The 17,716-nt window shown below is 69.9% G+C and carries 19 protein-coding genes; 6 read left to right on the forward strand and 13 right to left on the reverse strand.

The window, feature by feature from the left end:
- Positions 1-104: 104 nt before the first annotated feature.
- Both clgR and pgsA read right to left on the reverse strand, forming a co-directional pair.
- Positions 105-443, reverse strand: a complete 339-nt coding sequence (clgR, locus tag OCQ_RS17455) for a transcriptional regulator ClgR (RefSeq protein ID WP_008258609.1) — start codon at positions 441-443, stop codon at positions 105-107.
- A 116-nt stretch (positions 444-559) separates the two neighbouring features.
- Entirely contained in the window at positions 560-1,150 is a 591-nt protein-coding gene (gene pgsA / locus OCQ_RS17460) for a CDP-diacylglycerol--glycerol-3-phosphate 3-phosphatidyltransferase (protein WP_008258610.1), read from the reverse strand.
- 38 nt (positions 1,151-1,188) lie between these two features.
- Here pgsA and OCQ_RS17465 point away from each other — a divergent pair, with 38 nt between their 5' ends.
- Entirely contained in the window at positions 1,189-1,722 is a 534-nt protein-coding gene (locus OCQ_RS17465) for an amino-acid N-acetyltransferase (RefSeq protein ID WP_014385393.1), read from the forward strand.
- 23 nt (positions 1,723-1,745) lie between these two features.
- Here OCQ_RS17465 and OCQ_RS17470 read toward each other — a convergent pair whose 3' ends face one another.
- Positions 1,746-4,250 (reverse strand): DNA translocase FtsK, encoded by a 2,505-nt coding sequence (locus tag OCQ_RS17470; RefSeq protein ID WP_193375231.1) that lies wholly within the window; start codon positions 4,248-4,250, stop codon positions 1,746-1,748.
- A gap of 168 nt (positions 4,251-4,418) precedes the next feature.
- Here OCQ_RS17470 and OCQ_RS17475 point away from each other — a divergent pair, with 168 nt between their 5' ends.
- The 3 genes from OCQ_RS17475 to OCQ_RS17485 are packed head-to-tail and all read left to right on the forward strand — an operon-like array spanning position 4,419 to position 6,441.
- A complete protein-coding gene (locus OCQ_RS17475; RefSeq protein WP_008258613.1) occupies positions 4,419-4,733 on the forward strand; it encodes a putative quinol monooxygenase in 315 nt (104 codons plus the stop codon).
- Positions 4,733-5,563: a mycofactocin-coupled SDR family oxidoreductase gene (locus OCQ_RS17480; protein ID WP_008258614.1), complete on the forward strand. Its 831-nt coding sequence runs from the start codon at positions 4,733-4,735 to the stop codon at positions 5,561-5,563. The genes OCQ_RS17475 and OCQ_RS17480 overlap by 1 nt, the downstream gene beginning before the upstream one ends.
- 5 nt (positions 5,564-5,568) lie before the next feature.
- Positions 5,569-6,441, forward strand: coding sequence for an SAM-dependent methyltransferase (locus tag OCQ_RS17485; RefSeq protein ID WP_014385395.1), 873 nt, complete (start codon positions 5,569-5,571; stop codon positions 6,439-6,441).
- Positions 6,442-6,445: 4 nt separating this feature from the next.
- Here the strand turns inward: OCQ_RS17485 and OCQ_RS17490 are convergent, their stop codons facing one another.
- The 7 genes from OCQ_RS17490 to OCQ_RS17520 form a co-directional block, all read right to left on the reverse strand.
- Positions 6,446-8,122, reverse strand: a complete 1,677-nt coding sequence (locus tag OCQ_RS17490) for a ribonuclease J (protein WP_009955241.1) — start codon at positions 8,120-8,122, stop codon at positions 6,446-6,448.
- A gap of 19 nt (positions 8,123-8,141) precedes the next feature.
- Positions 8,142-9,044, reverse strand: a complete 903-nt coding sequence (gene dapA, locus OCQ_RS17495; RefSeq protein WP_014385397.1) for a 4-hydroxy-tetrahydrodipicolinate synthase — start codon at positions 9,042-9,044, stop codon at positions 8,142-8,144.
- Between the two features lie 166 nt (positions 9,045-9,210).
- A complete protein-coding gene (gene thyX, locus OCQ_RS17500) occupies positions 9,211-9,963 on the reverse strand; it encodes an FAD-dependent thymidylate synthase (protein ID WP_036455230.1) in 753 nt (250 codons plus the stop codon).
- Positions 9,964-10,012: 49 nt separating this feature from the next.
- Entirely contained in the window at positions 10,013-11,224 is a 1,212-nt protein-coding gene (locus OCQ_RS17505; protein WP_014385399.1) for a winged helix-turn-helix domain-containing protein, read from the reverse strand.
- Positions 11,225-11,276: 52 nt separating this feature from the next.
- A complete protein-coding gene (locus tag OCQ_RS17510; protein WP_051019745.1) occupies positions 11,277-12,011 on the reverse strand; it encodes a coiled-coil domain-containing protein in 735 nt (244 codons plus the stop codon).
- A 99-nt stretch (positions 12,012-12,110) separates the two neighbouring features.
- Complete coding sequence (locus OCQ_RS17515; RefSeq protein ID WP_041785115.1) at positions 12,111-12,614, reverse strand: dihydrofolate reductase; 504 nt, start codon at positions 12,612-12,614, stop codon at positions 12,111-12,113.
- Positions 12,611-13,411, reverse strand: a complete 801-nt coding sequence (locus OCQ_RS17520; RefSeq protein ID WP_014380625.1) for a thymidylate synthase — start codon at positions 13,409-13,411, stop codon at positions 12,611-12,613. Before OCQ_RS17520 ends, OCQ_RS17515 begins: the two co-directional genes overlap by 4 nt.
- A 42-nt stretch (positions 13,412-13,453) precedes the next feature.
- Between OCQ_RS17520 and OCQ_RS17525 the strand changes: the two genes are divergently transcribed.
- Complete coding sequence (locus OCQ_RS17525; protein WP_009955233.1) at positions 13,454-14,203, forward strand: dienelactone hydrolase family protein; 750 nt, start codon at positions 13,454-13,456, stop codon at positions 14,201-14,203.
- Positions 14,204-14,219: 16 nt separating this feature from the next.
- On the opposite strand, the gene OCQ_RS17530 is transcribed toward OCQ_RS17525, so the two are convergent.
- From OCQ_RS17530 to OCQ_RS17540, 3 genes are read right to left on the reverse strand one after another with little or no spacing between them, the layout of a single operon-like run.
- Positions 14,220-15,317: an acyl-CoA dehydrogenase family protein gene (locus OCQ_RS17530; RefSeq protein WP_014385401.1), complete on the reverse strand. Its 1,098-nt coding sequence runs from the start codon at positions 15,315-15,317 to the stop codon at positions 14,220-14,222.
- Between the two features lie 11 nt (positions 15,318-15,328).
- Complete coding sequence (locus OCQ_RS17535) at positions 15,329-16,519, reverse strand: acyl-CoA dehydrogenase family protein (protein WP_008258625.1); 1,191 nt, start codon at positions 16,517-16,519, stop codon at positions 15,329-15,331.
- Positions 16,516-17,298, reverse strand: coding sequence for an SDR family oxidoreductase (locus OCQ_RS17540; protein ID WP_008258626.1), 783 nt, complete (start codon positions 17,296-17,298; stop codon positions 16,516-16,518). Before OCQ_RS17540 ends, OCQ_RS17535 begins: the two co-directional genes overlap by 4 nt.
- A 99-nt stretch (positions 17,299-17,397) precedes the next feature.
- On the opposite strand from OCQ_RS17540, the gene OCQ_RS17545 reads away from it, so the two are divergent.
- Complete coding sequence (locus OCQ_RS17545) at positions 17,398-17,712, forward strand: hypothetical protein (protein WP_008258627.1); 315 nt, start codon at positions 17,398-17,400, stop codon at positions 17,710-17,712.
- Positions 17,713-17,716: the final 4 nt, after the last annotated feature.

A 17,716-nucleotide genomic window follows, 5' to 3' on the forward strand; every position in this document is an offset into this window, starting at 1 on the left:
CCGGATGGTTCCGGATCGACCCTGACGGGCCGCGCGCCTGACGCTCAATTTAGTGGGTCGGCGCCGATCGCCCCACCCTTTGCGCGGCATCGGCCGACCGGCACTCAGGCCAGCGCGAGCGTCGCCACCGGCGGAATGACGACCTTGGTGCTGACGTCGATGCTGCTGCCCGCGGCCGCGTCGGCGGGCGCCCGCTCGTGGGCCCGTTCCTGGCCGGCCATCCGCTCACCGGCGTCGGTGAGAACCGACGACAACGGGACGTCCAGCGCGTCGCAGATCGCATTGAGCAGCTCGCTGGACGGCTCCTTGCGGCCGCGCTCGACCTCGGACAGATACCCGAGGCTCACTCGCGCCGAATCGGACACCTCACGCAGCGTGCGGCCCTGTGTCGTGCGGGCCTCGCGCAGCACGTCGCCGATCACCTCGCGCACCAATGGCGGCATCCCGCCCTCCTTCGTCCAGTCGGCCCTGCGCGGCACGTCGCCAGTTTGGCTCCGGCAGGTGCTCATTAGGTGAACGCCGTCAGCGGCGGTCTGGTTCCCGCTCGGCGGCGAAAGAATCAGCCGTTCGTGCGGCGCAGTTCCCGAACGGTCGAGACCACGTAGTCGATCCCGGTGATCACCGTCAGCACGATCGCCGCGCCCATCACCACCGCGGCGGCCACCCGGAACGGTCCCCCCAGCGGCAGGACGAACAATCCGATGGCCAACACCTGAACGACGGTCTTGAGCTTGCCGCCCCAGCTGGCCGGGATGACGCCGCGGCGGATCACGGCCAGCCGCAGCACGGTGACCCCGAATTCGCGAACCAGGATCACCACGGTGACCCACCACGGCAGCTCCCCGAGCATCGACAGGCCGATCAGCGCCGATCCCACCAGGGTCTTGTCCGCGATCGGGTCGACGAACGCGCCGAATTCGGTTGCCATGCCGTAGTTGCGGGCCAGCAGGCCGTCCAGGCGATCGGTGATGCACGCCACCGCGAAGATCAGGAACGCCACCACCCGGAAGCCGGGCTCCTGGCCGTCACCGGCGAACAGGGCGAGCAGAAAGACCGGGACCAGCACCAGCCGCAGCAGCGTCAGCGTGTTGGCGAGGTTGGCGATGTTCGCGCGGCCTACCACCGGACCGGTCTGCGGCTGCCCCGACACGGCAACAGAATAACCGTTGACCAGCGTCGCCGTTCCCGATGCCGATACTGTTAGCCGTGAGCACAAGTCCACAGGGCTACCGGCCGCTGGTGCGGCGAGCGCGAACATCCGACGTTCCCGCCATCAAGCAACTGGTCGACACCTACGCGGGCAAGATCCTGCTCGAAAAGAACCTCGTGACGCTCTACGAGGCCGTTCAGGAGTTCTGGGTGGCCGAGCACGAGGGCCGCGTCGTCGGTTGCGGCGCGCTGCACGTGCTGTGGGCCGACCTCGGCGAGGTGCGGACCGTCGCGGTGAACCCGGCGATGACCGGCCACGGCATCGGCCACGCGATCGTCGACCGGCTGCTCGAGGTCGCCCGCGAGTTGGCGCTCAAGCGGCTGTTCGTGCTGACGTTCGAGACGGAGTTCTTCGCGCGGCACGGGTTCACCGAGATCGAGGGCACGCCCGTCACCGCCGAGGTGTTCGAGGAGATGTGCCGCTCCTACGACATCGGTGTGGCCGAGTTCCTGGACCTGAGCTACGTCAAGCCGAACATCCTCGGCAACTCCCGGATGCTGTTGGTGCTCTAACCGGCCGGAATTCCACGCTCGCGCTAGTCGGGGTTGGGGTCGCCGCCGTCGGCGTCGGCGCCGCCCCGGATCAACGCCAGCGTCCCGGCCAGCTCGTCGGGCTTGATCAGCACCTCGCGCGCCTTGGACCCCTCCGACGGCCCGACGATGCCGCGGGTCTCCATCAGGTCCATCAGCCGGCCGGCCTTGGCGAAGCCGACGCGCAGCTTGCGCTGCAGCATCGAGGTGGAGCCGAACTGGCTGGACACCACCAGCTCGACGGCCTGCAGGAAGACGTCCATGTCGTCGCCGATGTCCGGGTCGACGTCGGTGCGTTCCCCGGTGGGCTTGGCGGCGGTGACGCCCTCGGTGTACTCGGGTTCGGCCTGGTCCTTGCAGGCGGTGACGACGGCCTGGATCTCCTCGTCGGTGATGAAGGCGCCCTGCAACCGGATCGGCTTGCCCGCGCCCATCGGCAGGAACAGGCCGTCGCCCATGCCGATCAGCTTCTCCGCTCCGGCCTGGTCCAGGATCACCCGGGAATCGGTGAGCGACGACGTGGCGAACGCCAGCCGTGACGGCACGTTGGTCTTGATCAGCCCGGTGACCACGTCCACCGACGGGCGCTGGGTGGCCAGCACCAGGTGAATGCCTGCGGCCCGGGCCTTTTGGGTGATCCGCACGATGGCGTCCTCGACGTCGCGGGGCGCGGTCATCATCAGGTCGGCCAGCTCGTCGACGATCGCGACCACGTACGGGTAGGGCCGGTATTCGCGCTGGCTGCCCAGCGGCGCGGTGATGGCGCCGGAGCGGACCTTCTCGTTGAAGTCGTCGATGTGGCGCACCCGCGACGCCTGCATGTCCTGGTAGCGCTGCTCCATCTCCTCGACCAGCCATGCCAGCGCCGCCGCCGCCTTCTTGGGCTGGGTGATGATCGGGGTGATCAGGTGCGGAATGCCCTCGTACGGCGTGAGTTCCACCATCTTCGGGTCGATCAGGATCATCCTGACCTCTTCCGGGGTGGCCCGGGCCAGCAGCGAGATCAGCATCGAGTTGACGAAGCTGGACTTACCGGATCCGGTGGAGCCGGCGACCAGCAGGTGCGGCATCTTGGCCAGGTTCGCCGAGATGAAGTCGCCCTCGATGTCCTTGCCCAGCCCGATCACCAGCGGGTGATGGTCGCGCCGCGTCGACGGCGCGGTGAGCACGTCGGCCAGCCGCACCATTTCGCGGTCGGTGTTGGGCACCTCGATACCGACGGCGGACTTGCCGGGGATGGGCGCCAGCATGCGCACGCTTTCGGTGGCCACCGCATACGCGATGTTCTTCTGCAGGGCGGTGATCTTCTCGACCTTCACGCCCGGGCCCAGCTCGACCTCGTAGCGGGTGACGGTCGGTCCGCGGGTGCAGCCGGTGACCGCCGCGTCGACCTTGAACTGGGTCAGCACCTCGGTGATGGCGTCGGCCATGACGGTGTTGGCGGCGCTGCGCTTCTTGGGCGGGTCCCCGGCCACCAGCAGGCTCAGCGACGGCAGCACGTAGGGGCCCTCGACGACCCGGTCCAGCTCAATGGTGTCCTGCTTGTCCGCCGACCGTCCGCGCTTGCGGCCCCGCGCCGCGCCGGGCTCTGAGCCGGGTTGCAACGCCGGTTCGGGAACCGTGGGGATGTCGTCCTGCAGCGCGGCCTGGGCGTCATCGTCCGGCGACCACGGCGCCGGCTCGCTCGAGGCGTCGTCGGGGTAATCGTCGGGTTCGGCGTCGTCGAACTCGTCGGCGTAGTCGTAGGGCTCGTCGTCGTAGTCCTCGTCGACGAACCGCGTGTGGAACAGGTTGCGCATCACCACGGGCACCTCGCGGATCGTGGTGCCCGTCAACAGCAACAGCCCGAACATGAAGCCGATGAACAGCAGCGGCGCCGCGATCCACGGGGTGAGCCCGTCCGCGAGCGGCCCGCCGATGGCGAAGCCGATGAATCCCGCCGCGCGCCGGCGCGCCTCCGGGTCGCCCGGCGAGCCCGACCACAGGTGACGCAGGCCGAGCACCGACAGGGTGATCAGGCTGGCGCCCAGGATCAGCCGGGGCCGCACCTCGGGGTCGGGCTCCGTCCGCATCAGGGTCACCCCCACCGCGGCGGTGACGACGGGCAGTGCCAGCACGCCGGCGCCGATGAAGGTCCGCACCAGGGTGTCGATCCACGCCCCGACCGGCCCGGCGGCGTGGAACCACGAGCTCGCGGCGACCACCACGGAAAAGCCCAGCAACAGCAGCGCGATGCCGTCGCGGCGGTGGCCGGGGTCGATGTCGCGGGCCCGCCCGATCGACCGGGCCGCGCCGCCGGTCCCCCGCGCGGCCATCAACCAGGTGGCGCGCAGGGCGCGACCACAGGTCAGCCCGATTCCGACCAGCGGTGAGCGATTCCGGCGGCGGGCGGGCTTGCTGGGCTTCCTGCGGGGCGCCGCTGGTCGCGCGCCGCGGGATCCGCCCGCGCGCGAAGGGGCCTTTGACCTGCTCGTTCGGCTTGCGGAGCGGGCGGCGGTCTTACTGGGCATGACGGCAAGGGTAGTCGCAACGGCATCATCTACACCACCCGCCACACTGGTAACCGCCCGGCTTGTGCGGCATGTGGCGGGTCGGCTCCCCGGCCGCGTGAGTAGGGTGACATTTCGGTGAGCGAAGTCGTGCTCGTCACCCGTCCCGGAGCGCCCAGGAGGCCATCAATGCCCGTTGTCGTCGTCGCCACCATGACCGTCAAACCGGAATCGGTCGACACCGTTCGCGACATCCTCACCCGCGCGGTCGAAGAGGTGCACGACGAGCCGGGCTGTCAGCTGTACTCGCTGCATCACTCGGGCGAGACCTTCGTCTTCATCGAGCAGTGGGCCGACGAGGAGGCGCTCAAGGCGCACAGCACCGCCCCGGCGATCGGCAAGATGTTCAGCGCGGCCGGCGAACACCTCGACGGCGCCCCCGACATCAAGATGTTGCAGACGATCTCGGCGGGCGACCCGGCCAAAGGACAGTTGCGCCCCTGATGGCCCCGTCGTCGGAAGGCCCGCTCAAAGGCAAGGTCGCGTTCATCACCGGCGCGGCGCGCGGCCAGGGGCGCGCACACGCCGTGCGACTGGCTGCCGACGGCGCCGACATCATCGCCGTCGATCTGTGCGACCAGATCGCCAGCGTCCCCTACTCGCTGGCCACGCCGGAGGACCTGGCGGCCACCGTGAAGCTCGTGGAGGACACCGGCGCGCGCATCGTGGCCTCCCGTGGCGACGTCCGCGACCGCGAATCCCTGTCGGCGGCACTGCAAGCGGGGCTCGACGTGTTCGGCCGCCTCGACATCGTGGTGGCCAACGCGGGGATCGCTCCCATGCAGTCCGGTGACGACGGCTGGCACGACGTCATCGACGTCAACCTCACCGGCGTGTACCACACGATCAAGGCCGCGATACCCACGATGGTCAAGCAGGGCACCGGCGGATCGATCGTGCTGATCAGCTCGAGCGCCGGGCTGGCCGGCGTCGGCAGCCCGGACGCCGGTTCGGTGGGCTACGCCGCCGCCAAGCACGGGGTCGTCGGGTTGATGCGGGTTTACGCGAATCTGCTTGCCGGGCAGATGATCCGGGTCAACTCCATTCATCCGTCCGGTGTCGAGACACCGATGATCAACAACGAGTTCACCCGCGAGTGGCTGGCCAAGATGGCCGCCGCGACCGACACACCCGGCGCCATGGGCAACGCCATGCCGGTGGAGGTGCTGGACGTCGAGGACGTCGCCAACGCGGTGGCCTGGCTGGTGTCGGATCAGGCCCGCTACATCACGGGGGTCACGTTGCCGGTCGACGCGGGCTTCCTGAACAAGTAGCGGCCATGGCTCGAAATCCGGTAGCGCAGACGGCGTTCGGCCCCATGGTGTTGGCCGCCGTCGAGCAGAACGAGCCGCCCGGGCGCCGCCTGGTGGACGACGATTTCGCCGAGCTGTTCTTGCCCACCCCGCTGCGGTGGCTGGTCGGCGCGACGCGGTTCGCGCCGGTTCGTCGCCTGATGATCCGCGGCTCGGAGTTCACCGGCCCCGGATTGTGGGCGAATCTGGCCTGCCGCAAGCGTTTTATCGCCGACAAGCTCACCGAGTCGCTCGACGACATCGACGCCGTCGTCATTCTGGGGGCGGGGCTGGACACCCGCGCCTATCTGCTGACGCGTCGGGTTCGCATCCCGGTGTTCGAGGTCGACCTGCCGGTCAACATCGCCCGCAAATTCAAGACGGTCCGCCGGGTGCTGGGTGAGCCGCCGCTGTCGGTTCGGCTGGTGGCGCTGAACCTCGAGCACGACGACCTGCTCACCGCGCTGGCCGAGCACGGTTATCGCACCGATTACCGGGTCTTCTTCATCTGCGAGGGCGTCACCCAATATCTGACCGAGGCCACGGTTCGCCGCACGCTGGAGGGGCTGCGTGCGGCCGCACCCGGCAGCCGTTTGGTGTTCACCTACGTCCGTAGGGATTTCATCGACGGCACGAATCGGTATGGCACCCGCACGCTGTACCGCAACGTCCGCCAGCGCCGGCAGCTGTGGCATTTCGGCCTGCAACCCGACGACGCCGCCGCGTTCGTCGGCGAGTACGGGTGGCGGCTGGTGGAGCAGGCCGGCCCCGACGAGCTCGCCGAGCGCTACGTCGCTCCGACGGGTCGCAAACTCAAGGCGTCGCAACTGGAGTGGTCGGCCTACGCGGAGAAGATCTAACTGGTCAGACCTCGATGACGGTCGGCACGATCATCGGCTGGCGGCGGTAGGTTTCGCCCACCCACTTGCCGACGGTGCGCCGGACGCCCTGGGCGATGCGGCTCGGGTCGGTGATGTTCTCGGCCGCCAGCGCTTCCAGCTCCGCCTCGACCCTGCGCACGGCGGGCTCAAGCGCCTTGGGGTCCTCGGAGAAGCCGCGCGAATGCAGCTGCGGTGGGACCACCGGACGTCCGGTGCCGCGGGCGACCACGACGGTCACCGCCACGAAACCCGATGAGAGGATGAGCCTTTCGCCCAGCGTGATGTCGCCGACGTCGCCGTTGATCAGGCCGTCGACGAACATCTTGCCGACGGGCACCGCCCCGGCGATCGCGGCCTTGCCGGCGACCAGGTCGACGCTGACCCCGTTCTCGGCGAGCAGGATCGACTCCTCCGGCACGCCGGTGCGGGCCGCCAGCTTGGAGTTGGCGCGCAGCATCCGCCACGTCCCGTGCACGGGCATGACGTGGCGTGGCCGGATCCCGTTGTACAGGAACAACAGTTCGCCGGCGTAGGCGTGGCCCGAAACGTGAACGCGCGCTTGGGCGTTGGTGACGACGCGGGCCCCGATCTTGGCGAGTTCGTCGATGACGCCGTAGACGGCCTCCTCGTTGCCCGGGATCAGCGACGACGCCAGCACCACGAGGTCACCCGCGGTCAGCGTGATGCTGCGGTGCTCGCCGCGCGACATGCGCGACAGCGCCGACATCGGCTCGCCCTGGGTGCCGGTGGTGATCAGCACGACCCGCTCGGGCGGCATCATCTCGGCGGCGCCGATGTCGATCACGTCGGAATCGGCCACCCGCAGGAAGCCGAGCTCTCGGGCGATGCCCATGTTGCGCACCATGGAGCGGCCGACGAACGACACCCGGCGGCCCAATGCCACTGCGGCGTCGATGATTTGCTGGACCCGGTCCACGTTGGAGGCGAAGCACGCGACGATGACGCGGCCCTCGGCGCCGCGGATCAGGCGGTGCAGCGTCGGACCGACCTCGCTTTCCGACGGCCCGACGCCGGGGTGCTCGGCGTTGGTCGAATCGCACAGGAACAGGTCCACCCCGGCGTCACCGAGGCGGGACATGCCGGGCAGGTCGGTCGGCCGGCCGTCCAGCGGAAGCTGGTCGAGCTTGATGTCGCCGGTGTGCAGAACCGTTCCCGCGCCGGTGTGCACGGCGATCGCCAGCGCGTCGGGGATGGAGTGGTTGACGGCGAAGTATTGGCATTCGAACACGCCGTGGGTGCTCTTCTGGCCCTCGGCCACCTCGACGAACACCGGCTTGAGGCGGTGCTCACGGCACTTCGCGGCGACCAGCGCGAGGGTGAATCTCGAACCGACGACCGGGATGTCGGGGCGCAGCTTGAGCAGGAACGGAATGCCGCCGATGTGGTCCTCGTGGGCGTGGGTGAGCACCAGCGCCTCGATGTCGTCGAGCCGGTCCTCGATATGGCGCAGATCCGGGAGGATCAGGTCGACCCCGGGCTCGTCGTGGGTGGGGAACATCACCCCGCAGTCGATGATCAACAGCCGGCCCAGGTGTTCGAAAACCGTCATGTTGCGGCCGATTTCGCTGATGCCGCCCAGCGCGGTGACCCGCAACCCTCCAGTGGCCAATGGGCCTGGCGGGGCGAGGTCTACATCCACTTCTCGGACGCTCCTTGGGTCACCTGAGCACCGACGCCGCGCGCATATCGGCGGCCAAGGCGTCGATTTGCTCTGGCGTAGCGGGCATTTGGGGCAGCCGGGGATCGCCGACGTCGATGCCCTGCAGGCGCAGGCCGGCCTTGGACAAGGTCACGCCGCCCAGGCGCGCCATCGCGTCGCACAGCGGGGCGACGGTGGAGTTGATCTTGCGGGCGGTGGCGATATCCCCGGAGTTGAAGGCGGACAACATTTCCCGAAGTTGATTGGCCGCCACGTGGGAGATCACGCTGATGAAGCCGGTGGCGCCCATGGCCAGCCACGGCAGGTTCAGCGCGTCGTCGCCGGAGTAGTAGGCCAGGCCGGTCTCGGTGATGATCTGGCCGCCGCTGTGCAGGTCGGCCTTGGCGTCCTTGATCCCGACGATGTTCGGGTGCGCCGAGAGTGCGCGGATGGTCTCGGGCTGGATCGGGATCACCGACCGGGGCGGGATGTCGTAGAGCACCACCGGCAATTCGGTCGCGTCGGCGACGGTGGTGAAATGCGCGATCAGCCCGCTCTGGGGCGGTTTCGAGTAGTACGGCGTGACCACCAGCAGCCCGTGCGCGCCTTCGGCCGCGCAGGCCTTGGCCAGCCGGACGCTGTGCGCGGTGTCGTAGGTGCCCGCGCCGGCGATGACGCGGGCGCGGTCGCCCACCGCCTCCAGCACGACGCGCAGCAGCTCCCGCTTCTCGTCGTCGGTGGTGGTCGGCGATTCGCCGGTGGTGCCGGAGACCACCAGCCCGTCACACCCCGCGTCGATCAGGTGGTTGGCCAGGTGGGCGGCGGTGGCGGTGTCAAGGGAGCCGTCCGGGCGAAACGGTGTGACCATCGCGGTCAGCACGGTTCCCAACCGCGCTGGGGCGTCGAATCCGGCCGTGCTCACGGTGTTCAGGTTACCTGGCGCCGGCAAGCAATTTCGCACCCGCACGAGCGCGCGTTGCCGCGACGCACGCCGGCTCAGCCGCCGCAGGAGTCACACCCGGGCGGGTGGCCGATAAGCGCCCGCCTAGCAGCGACGACGGCGTCTTTGAAGCGTCCCCGATGGTCGGTCAGGCTTCGGTCGCCAACGGGCTGGTCGCGACCTCGGTCCCGTCGGCCAGGGCGGAGATCTCGAAGTCGGCGAACACCGCCGGCGCCGCGCCCGCCAGTTGACGCAGGCATTCGATGGCAAGCCGCCGGATCTCCACGTCGGCGTGCTCGCTGGCGCGCATGGCGATGAAGTGGCGCCACGCCCGGTAGTTGCCGGTGACGACGATGCGGGTTTCGGTGGCGTTGGGCAGCACCGCGCGGGCGGCCTGGCGCGCCTGCTTGCGCCGCAAGACGGCGTTGGGCTGGTCGGCGAACTTCTCCTCCAGCTTGGCCAGCAACTCGGTGTAGGTGGCGCGGCTGGCGTCGGCGGCCGCGGCCAGGATCTGCCGCAGTTCGGGGTCGTCTTCCATGCCGGGCGGCACGACAACGTGCGAGTCCGTCTCGGGGACGTAGCGCTGCGACAGCTGCGAGTAGGAGAAGTGCCGGTGCCGGATCAGCTCGTGGGTGCACGAGCGCGACAGGCCGGTGATGTAGAACGACACGCTCGCGTGCTCGAGCACCGAAAAGTGTCCGACGTCGATGATGTGCTTGATGTAGCCGGCGTTGGTCGCGGTCTTGGGGTTGGGTTTCGACCAGCTCTGGTAGCAGGCCCGGCCGGCGAACTCGACCAGCGCGGGGCCGCCGTCGGCGTCGGTGCTCCACGGGACGTCCGGGGGCGCCAAGAACTCGGTCTTGGCGATCAGTTGCACGCGCAGCGGCGCGATCTCGGCCACGGCGCCCACCTTAAGGCGTGCCGGGCGGATCGGTGTCGCAGGCCGGACATCAGCTGATCGCCCGCAGGTCGGCGGCCAGGTCTCCCCGCCCGGAGACGCTGAACCCGCCCAGGCCCAGCCAGGACGCCATGGACCGAAGCTCGCCGGCCAGCGCGGCGGCCACGCGGGCTTTGGGGGTGTCGGGCTCGGCGAATGCGCCGACGACACGCAGCGAGTCGGCGGGCCGGTCGGCCTTGAGGTCGACCCGCGCCACCAACCGCCCGTCCATCAGCAGCGGCCACACGTAATAGCCGTACTGCCGTTTGGCTGCCGGCGTGTAAATCTCTATGCGGTAATGGAATTCGAAGAGCCGCTCGACCCGGGGCCGAAAGAAGATCAGCGGGTCGAACGGGCACAGCAGCGCGGTGCCGCGGTCGGCGCGCGGCACCGTCCGGCCCGCAAGCAGGTAGGCGGGGGCGGACCAGCCGTCGACGTCGACCCGCTCGATGTCACCGGCGGCCAGTAACTGGGCGATCGCGGGCTTGACCTGCGCGGCGGACAGCCGGAAATAGTCGCGGATGTCGGCCTCGGTGCCCATCCCCAGCGCGGTGGCCGCCCGCAGCGTCAGTTCGCGGAGCGCCTCGTCGTCGTCGACCTCGCGGGCCAGCACCGCGGCCGGCAGCACCCGTTCCACCAGGTCGTAATGGCGGGCGAAGCCCACCCGGGTGGCCGTGGTGAGCACCCCGGCCGAAAACAGCGCCTCGGCCACCCATTTGGTGTCGCTGCGGCTGCCCCACCAGCTCCCGCGTGGCCCGCGCGGCCCGACGGCCAGATGCGCCTCGATCTGGCCGGCCGTGCTGGGCCCGAGCTCGGCGACGGCGGCGACCACCTTCTCAGCCAGCCGCGGATTGGCCTTGACGATGTGGGTCCCCCACCGGCCGTGGCGGTACTGGCGCATCCGCCAGCGCAGCAGCGGCCAGTCCTCGACGGCCATCAGCGCGGCCTCGTGCGCCCAGTACTCGGCCAGCAGCCGCGACGAACGCGGGCCCCAGGCCGCGCGGTCGAGCACGTCACGGTCGTAGGGGCCGAGCCGGCTGAACACCGGGGCGTAATGGGCGCGCACCGCCACCGAGACCGAATCCAGTTGCAGCACTTGGATTCTGGAGATCAGCCGTTTCAGGTGCGCCCGGGTGATCTCGCCGCCGGGCCGGGGCTCGGTAAATCCTTGGGCCGCAACGGCTATCCGCCGGGCTTGAGCGGCGGATAGCCTGCGGGTCGACACGGCGCCGAGAATACCCCGCCGTCGGGGCCCGTCGGCGCGGGCTGACGGGAGCTCAGCTCGCGCGGACCTTGCCGTCCACCGGAGCCAGGGCGCCGTCCTCGGACGGGTTCTTCTGTTCTTGGTAGGCCGCCTCGAGTGCGGCCGGAACGCGGTCGAGGTCGCGGTAGACGCCCATCAGCTGCTCGAGGATCTCGATCCGCTGCGCGGTCGCCTCATCGACCGCGCGCCGTGCCTTGTCACGGTAGTGATCGGCCCCCTGCTTGGCGTCACCGAGGAGCCGCTCGCACTCCCGCTCGGCGTTTCGCCGCGCCTCGTCGATCGCCGCCTGGGTTTCGGCGCGCATCTCGGCCAGTTCGGCGTCGAGCTTCTCCTTGGTCTGTTCGTACTCGGCTTCCAGCGCCTTTTGCTGGGCGGCCATGTCGGCGAGCACCTCGTCGCGCTTGCGTTCGGCGGCTTCGGCCTCGGCCTCGGCCGCCGCGATCAGCGCGTCCGCCTCGGCGCGCGCCTCGGCCTGCATCTCAGCGACCTCGTCGACCGCGCGCTGCAGCATTTTCGCCATCCGCTTCTGCATCGCGTGCGGCGAGGGTGACGTGTCGGTGAGGGCGGCGACCTCCTTGCGCAGCGCGGCGGTTTGCTCGCCGGATTCCTGCAGCCGGGCCCGCAGGCTTTCGACATCGTCAAGCAGCAGCTGCTGCTTGGTGGTCAACATTTCGATGTGGGCATCGACGGCGGACGCGTCGTAGCCCATGAACTTTCGCGAGAACGTCTTCACGGGTTCGGTTATCACTGCCAATTCCCCCTTCTCACCAAACTCCTGGTAGACCCTGCGACCGACCCCGAGTCCGAGTATGTCAGGTCGGGGCCGGGCGCGAGCGGCTGCGCAGACTCAGCGACGGTAGCTGTGGAAGCGGTACCGCAGCCCGGACCGGCTGGCCTGCCACTCCCCCGTCTCGCCCACCCAGGTGTCGTCCAGGGCGGGCGCCAGCGCGTCGTCGTCGTCGCGGCGCAGGTCGAGCTCGATCTCGGTGACCTCGCACCGGGTGGCGTACGGCAACGCGGCCAGATACACCTGCCCGCCGCCGATCACCCAGACCGCGGGCTCCCCCTCGGCCCGGGCGAAGGCCGCGTCCAGCGAGCCGACCACCTGCGCCCCGTCGGCGGCGAAGCCGTCCTCGCGGGACAGCACGACGTTGCGCCGGCCGGGCAGCGGCCGCACCTTGGCCGGCAACGAGTCCCAGGTCCGCCGGCCCATCACCACGGTGTGCCCGATCGTCACCTCTTTGAACCGGGCGAGGTCTTCCGGCACGTTCCAGGGGATGCCGCCACCGCGCCCGATGACGCCGGAGGTCGACTGGGCCCACACCAGGCCCACAGTGATAGTACGCGTCATACCGCGACGGGGGCTTTGATGGCCGGGTGCGGATCGTAGTTGCGCACGACGACGTCGTCGTAGGTGTAGTCGAAAATCGAATCACGTTCGCCCAGAACGAGTTCCGGGTAGGGCCGCGGCTCGCGGCTCAGTTGCAGCCGCACCTGCTCGACGTGGTTGTCGTAGATGTGGCAGTCCCCGCCCGTCCACACGAACTCGCCGACCGACAGGCCGGACTGGGCGGCCATCATGTGCGTCAGCAGCGCGTAGCTGGCGATATTGAACGGCACGCCGAGGAACAGGTCGGCGCTGCGCTGGTAAAGCTGGCAGCTCAGCCGGCCGTCGGCCACGTAGAACTGGAAGAAGGCGTGACACGGCGGCAGCGCCATCTGGGGGATCTCGCCGACGTTCCAGGCGGACACGATGATGCGCCGCGAGTTGGGGTCGGTGCGCAGCAAATCCAGGGCGGCGCTGATCTGGTCGACGTGCTCACCCGTCGGCGTCGGCCAGGACCGCCACTGTACGCCGTAGATCGGCCCGAGATCGCCTGTGTCACTTGCCCATTCGTCCCAGATGGTGACCCCGTGCTCGTGCAGCCAGGCGACGTTGGAATCGCCGCGCAGGAACCACAGCAACTCATACACCACCGACTTGAGGTGCACCTTTTTGGTGGTGAGCAGCGGGAAACCGGCCGACAGGTCATAGCGCAGCTGCCGGCCGAACAGGCTTCGGGTCCCGGTGCCGGTGCGGTCGGATTTGGCCGTTCCCTCGTCGAGCACCAGTCGGAGCAGGTCCTCGTAGGGCGTCGGGATTGGCACGCGGTCAGGATACGTCTAGGCAAGCGGAGTAGAACGGGTGCCATGCCGAATATCACCGACGTCGTCACCACCCCCGATGGCACCTGCCCGGTGCACCTGTTCACGCCCGACGGTCCGGAATCCCAAGTCCCGTGGCCCGGTGTGGTCATGTATCCCGACGCCGGCGGCGTGCGGGGCACGTTCGAGGAGATGGCCGCCAAGCTGGCCGGATTCGGCTATGCCGTGCTGCTCCCGGACGTCTACTACCGCACCGCCGACTGGGCGCCGTTCGACATGGCGACCGTCTTCAACGACCAGTCAGAACGGGGGCGCCTGTTTTCGATGATCGGCAGCGTCACCCCGGACCGGATGGCCGCCGACGCCACCGCGTTCTTCGACTACCTGGCGGCGCGCCCCGAGGTGTCCGGCGAGCGCTTCGGCGTGTGCGGCTATTGCATGGGCGGGCGGACGTCGCTGATCGTCGCCGGCCGGGTGCCCGACCGGGTGGCCGCGGCGGCGTCGTTCCACGGGGGCGGCCTGGTGACCGACACCGACGACAGCCCGCACCTGCTGGCCGACCGGATGAGCGCGACGGTGTACGTGGGCGGCGCCCAGAACGACGCGTCGTTCACCGCCGATCACGCCGAACAGCTCGACAAGGCGCTGACGGCGGCCGGCGTCGAGCACACCATCGAGTGGTATTCGGCGGGCCACGGGTTCGCCGTCCCGGACAACGCGCCGTATGACCCCGCGGCCGCCGAGCGGCACTGGGACGCGATGACGGAGGTGTTCGCCGCGGCGTTCCCGCGCTGACGGTTGCGCGGGGCCGTCAGGTCGGCGGCAGGTTCACCAACTCGGCCAGCCGGGCGCGGTGCCGGTAGCCGGTGCCGAACGCCAGCTGGTCGCTCTTGGCCCGCTTGAGGTAGAGGTGCGCGGGATACTCCCAGGTCATCCCGATGCCGCCGTGCAGTTGGATGCATTCCTCGGCGGCGTGCACGGCGATATCGCTGCAGTAGGCCTGGGCGATGGCGGCCGCCGCGGCCGCGTCGTCGTCGGCCCGGGCGCAGGTGTCGGCCGCGTAGCGGGCCGCGGCCGCGGCGGCGCCGACGTCGAACCACAGGTCGGCCAGCCGGTGCTTGATCGCCTGGTAGGAGCCGATCGTGCGGCCGAACTGCCGGCGCTGCCGGGCGTAGTCCAGCGTGGTGTCGAAACACCATTGGGCGACTCCGAGTTGCTCGGACGCGAGCAGGGCCGCCCCGGTGAGGACGGCATCGGCCACCGGCCCGTCGCCCGCGCCGACCTTCGAGGAGGGCGCGCCCGAAAACGTCACGGCGGCAAGGGGTCTGGTCATGTCCAGCGCGAGCAGCGGCGACACCTGCACGCCCGCCGCGGCGCGGTCGACGGTGTGCAGCTCGAGCCCGTCCGGACCGGTGACGGGCACCACCAGCACGTCGGCCTCGCCGGCGCCGGCCACGGCGGTGACCGATCCGCTGAGTCCGCCGGGTCCGCCGCTGACCCCGGTGACCGGGTCGCCCGGCGCGGTGGTCAGCGGCACCACCAACGCCGCCGTCAGCTCGCCCTGGGCCAGCGCCGAGACGGTCCGGGTGTCCCCGGCGCGCAGCAGTGCCACCGTGGCGAGGACCGCGCTGGACAAGAACGGCACCGGCGCAACGGCCCGGCCGATCTCCTCCATGACCACCGCAGCCTCGCGGGCGCTTGCGCCGGCCCCGCCGAGCGACTCGGGAACGAGCAGGCCGGCCACGCCCAATTCGGTGGCCAGCGTCCGCCACACGCCCGAGAAGTCTTGGGGTTGGGCGTCATACACGCCGGCCACCGATTCGGGCGGGCAACGCTCGGCGAAGAGCTGACGGACGCCGGCCCGCAGCGCCTCTTCGGTGTCCGAATAGAGCAGGTCCCCGGTCAGCACGGCAAGGGGGCTCATCGGGGCAGGTCCTTCCACGCGGCGTCCTTGTCGACGCGGTGTTCACCCGGCAGGCCGAGGATCCGCTCGGAGATGGTGTTGCGCAGGATTTCCGACGTGCCGCCCTCGATTGAGTTGCCGCGCGCCCGCAGGTAGCGGTAGCCGGGCCCGCGGCCGACCAGGTCGACCGTCTCGGGCCGGCGCATGGTCCAGTCGTCGTAATACAGGCCGGATTCGCCGTGCAGCTCGATCTCGAAGCCCGAAATCGCTTGCGCCAGCTTGGCGAACGCCACCTTCATGCCGGCCCCCTCGGGCCCCGGCTGACCGGTGGCGGCCTGCTGCCGCAGCCGTTCACCGGCGAGCCGGAAGACCTCCGCCTCCACCCACAACCGCATCAGCTGATCGTGCATGGCGGGGTCGCGCAGGGCCGGCTCGGCGCGCCAGGCGTCGGCGACCTTGCCGATGTGGCCGCCCTCGCGCGGCGCGCCGGCGCGGGAACCGATGGCGACCCGTTCGTTGTTCAGCGTGGTGGTCGCGACCCGCCAGCCCCCACCCTCCGGGCCCAGCCGGTTCGCGTCGGGCACCCGGACGTCGGTGAGGAAGACCTCATTGAACTCGGCCTCGCCGGTGATCTGGCGCAGCGGCCGGATCTCGACGCCGGGCTGCGTCATGTCGCAGAGAAAGTAGGTCAGGCCGGCGTGTTTGGGCACGGCCGGATCGGTGCGGGCGACCAGGATGGCCATGTGCGCGTGCTGCGCCTGCGACGTCCACACCTTCTGCCCGTTGACAATCCACTCGTCGCCGTCGCGGACCGCGCGGGTCGACACCCCGGCGAGGTCGGATCCGGCACCCGGCTCGCTGAACAGCTGGCAGTAGATCTGCTCACCGGTGAACAACGGGCGCAAGAACTTTCGCTTCTGTTCGTCGGTGCCGAACGCCGCGATGGTCGGCGCGGCCATGCCCATGCCGATGTAGTTCTTGGGGGTGCCGCCCACCGGCGCCCCGGCGGCGGCCAGCCGGGCGTCGACGCGCTCCTGAGCGGTGCGCGGCAGATCCAGCCCGCCGAAGCCCCGCGGCAGGTGCACCCAGGCCAGTCCCGCATCGTATTGCGCGCCAAGGAATTCCCGCGCGTCGCCGTCCTTCGGATCGTGCTCGTCGAGCAGTGCCTGCACCCGCGCGTCCAGCTCGGCCGCGTCGAAGGCGTTCATTGACCGCCGCCGGGGGCGGACCGGAATCCCTGCGCGGCGCCCAGCAGCAGACCGCCGTCGATGACCATGGTTTCGCCGGTGATCCAGCTCGCCGCGTCGGAGACCAGGAAGGCGACCGCCGCGGCCACGTCGATCGGTTCGCCGATGCGCCCGAGCGCGATCGACGACGCCAGCGGATCCTCGTGGTCCTTCCACAGCGCCTCGGCCAGCCGGGTGCGCACCACCCCGGGGCAGATCGCGTTGACCCGCACGCGCGGCGAAAGTTCCAGCGCCAGTTGCTTGGTGACGTGGATCAGCGCCGCCTTGGTGGCGTTGTACATGCCCATCGCCGGCGACTGGTGCATGCCGCCGATGGAGGCCGTGTTGACGATCGATCCGCCGTGCTCACCCATCCACGACTTGACGGCGAGCGAGGTCCACAGCAGCGGAGCCCACAGGTTGACGTCGAAGATCTTGGTGAAACGGGCATGATCCTGGTCGATCAGCGCGCCGTACGCGGGGTTGGTCCCGGCGTTGTTGACCAGGATGTCGAGGGTGCCGAAGCGCTCGAGGGTCATGTCCACGCAGCGCCGGGCGGCCTCCTCGTCGACCGCGTGCGCCCCGACGCCGACGGCCCGCTCGCCGACCTGCGCGGCGGCCTCGTCGGCCGCCTCCTGCTTGCGCGCGGTCAGCACCACGTTGGCGCCCGCTGCCGCGAGCTGTTGAGCGATCGACAGGCCAATTCCACGTGACGCGCCGGTGATGATTGCGGTACGGCCGGTCAGATCTTGTGAGGTCATGTCGTTGGCCTTCCGTCGTTTGCCACCGAATCTTATTCGCGATGTTTTGGACATGTGTTGAGGTGGTATGCCACGCGCATGCTATCGAAATTGACACTCATGAAACCGCTGGTTGTCGCCGGGGCTGTGGCTGCGGCTATCGCTGCCGCGCCCGCGGCCGTTGCTGACGTTTCCGTAGCCGGACCAGCGCCGACCCACATCACCTTCAAGCAGGATCCGGGCGGTGGCGGCTGCGACGCCAACGGGAACTGCGGCTCGGGAGGCCAGTTCGAGGGTCCCGGCGGCGGACCCGGTGGTCAGGGCTGCGTCCCGGGTGTGGGCTGCGGCTCCGGCGGCCAGTTCGCCGGCCCCGGCGGAGTGCCCGGCGGCACCGGCTGCCTGCCCGGCGTCGGCTGCGGCTCCGGCCACGGATAATCGC

Source organism: Mycobacterium paraintracellulare (genome assembly GCF_000276825.1).
GTDB classification, from domain to species: domain Bacteria; phylum Actinomycetota; class Actinomycetes; order Mycobacteriales; family Mycobacteriaceae; genus Mycobacterium; species Mycobacterium intracellulare.